Raw genomic sequence first — 2,068 nt, 5'->3', positions numbered from 1 at the left:
GCAATACTTGATAATTTGAAGGCATAGTAAATGTTCAGAAACTTAAATATTGAATGGATAAAAATAAATAAAACATCCTCAAATTGTAAATTATTTTTTAAAACAATTAAAAAACGAAGTGTTTTGACAAACACTCCATAAGTTGTTTTTTTTGTTTTGCTCTAATATATATTTTAATTTCTTCGATAGAATTTTCGAGGTTGCGGTACTTTAAAGAAACGATTCTGACATTCTCTTTTTCAAGTGTAAAATAGTGGGATTTTTTTGGTTTATCATTGAGTTGGTGAAGCGAAAGCACTTCAGGGATTGATTCGCCCGGGTTAAATTTTGTAAACCATTTATTTGTTTTAGGTGGTTTTGTAAGTGTATGGTCTTTGTTTTCCTTATGGTAAAAAACGCCTAAGATGCGGTCTCTCCAGATTGCCGTTTTGACAGCATACTTTTTATGCTCCGGATGATAAAGAAAAAACACGAAAGCATTTATGTAAGATGCCATTTGCATACTCAGATGAAAATGATATTCAGGTTCACCGTTTAAAAATGTATCAAATTCTTTGATACCGTCTTTATAAAAAATTAGGGAATCATTCACGGCGTCCTGTTTGTTGATACAGATGGGTCCCAGATAGTCACCAACAGAATTGATTTCTTCCTTAATTCCAAAATTAACAAAAACAGGGTTTGATCTAATTGTTTGATAATAAAATTTTTTTGCCATTTTTAAAGTGGATGTGTGGCTAAATTAACTAGTTGCTTTTTATTAATTATGAGGAATTCCTCATTTTCAGTTTATAATAGTGAGTTATGAAATTATTATAAACAAAAAAACCTGCCCTAAAGGAATATGGGGACAGGTTTTATAAATCAAATATACTTAAATTATTTTGAACGAGTCATGCCAAATTGATCAATAGTTTGTTTGCAATTATTTAATTTACAACTAAAGCTGAGTTCTTTCCAAGCTGTGCCTTCAATTCCGCTTAAAGTGATTGTACTGTTGTGTTGTTCAACTGTAAATAAAAAGTTATTGCTTTCACCTTCTAGCTCAATTCGATCTCTTTTGGAGAGTTCTGTCATTCCATACTGATCAATGGCCTGTAATAAATTTGCATTGGTGGTAGTATAGTGTAATTCTTTCCAGTTACACCCTGACAAGCATACCAGTTTAACAGTGTTGTTTGTTTTTTCAATTTCAATCAAAAAATTTGGGATCGAGTTGTCTTTTTGATTTTGGGCAACAATTTGTGAAGTAATACCGGAAAGAAAAACAAAAAATGCCACACACATAACAATTCTATGTAATTCTGCACTTTTCATATCGCTAAGTATTTAAAATTATACTTACTAATATACGAAATATTATTAAGTAATTATTAAAACCTATTAATAATTACTATTAATAATTAATTAGATCATGCTTGTTTTCCTAATTTAATAAACACAAGGTGTTATTTACGTTTATTTCTCTTATTGTAATTTTTGTCACCCTTGGTTTTTGGTTTTTTGTACTTTTTTTTGATTTCTCTTTTATAGGTGCCTCCTAAATTAATTTTTTGGTTTTTTTCTTTCTTTTCGTGAAACGCCGGTCCGGGTTGTTCTTCGTTTTTGATTCGTTTAGACGGATTGTTGATTTCTTTTACTTTTGGTTGCTCTTCAGGAATGAGTTGCTCAGAAATTAGGATGTTTTTGGGCAACTCAAACTTTTTTAACTGATGGCTCATCAAGGTTTCAATAGTTGATAAAGAGTTAAATTCGCCAGGTGAAGCAAGAGTTATTGCTTTACCTGAGCGTTCGGCTCTACCAGTTCTTCCTATACGATGAATATAGTTTTCAGGATATGCCGGGGTGTCAACATTAAAAACATGGGTGATATTCTCAAAATCCAGTCCACGTGCCATTACATCAGTTGCAATTAAAATCCTGTTTTCACCTGCTTCAAACTGCCTAATACTTCTAATGCGGTAGTTTTGAGTTTTATTGGAATGAATGACACATAGTTCTTCTTTATATGACGCATCCAATAACTCAAAAAGTAGATCGGCTATTTTTTTATTTTTTACAACTATTT

At 31.3% G+C, this 2,068-nt stretch carries 3 protein-coding genes; all 3 read right to left on the bottom strand.

Annotated elements, in window-relative coordinates:
- Positions 1 to 106 precede the first annotated feature (106 nt).
- Positions 107 to 718: a hypothetical protein gene (locus AACY61_RS12880; protein WP_339611986.1), complete on the bottom strand. Its 612-nt coding sequence runs from the start codon at positions 716 to 718 to the stop codon at positions 107 to 109.
- A gap of 161 nt (positions 719 to 879) precedes the next feature.
- Positions 880 to 1,317, bottom strand: coding sequence for a hypothetical protein (locus tag AACY61_RS12875; protein WP_339611985.1), 438 nt, complete (start codon positions 1,315 to 1,317; stop codon positions 880 to 882).
- Positions 1,318 to 1,448: 131 nt separating this feature from the next.
- Positions 1,449 to 2,068: C-terminal helicase domain-containing protein (locus AACY61_RS12870; protein WP_339611984.1), on the bottom strand; the 620-nt coding region annotated here is incomplete at its 5' end.

It is taken from the genome of uncultured Planktosalinus sp., from assembly GCF_963973675.1.
Classification (GTDB): domain Bacteria; phylum Bacteroidota; class Bacteroidia; order Flavobacteriales; family Flavobacteriaceae; genus Planktosalinus.
Note: the sequence above shows the minus strand (reverse complement) of the source record. Positions and strands in the feature narration are given on the sequence as shown.

Bases quoted from the DNA above. Each gene is read 5' to 3' on its own strand.
- AACY61_RS12880 (WP_339611986.1), bottom strand. From the start codon at position 718: ATGGCAAAAAAATTTTATTATCAAACAATTAGATCAAACCCTGTTTTT.
- AACY61_RS12875 (WP_339611985.1), bottom strand. From the start codon at position 1,317: ATGAAAAGTGCAGAATTACATAGAATTGTTATGTGTGTGGCATTTTTT.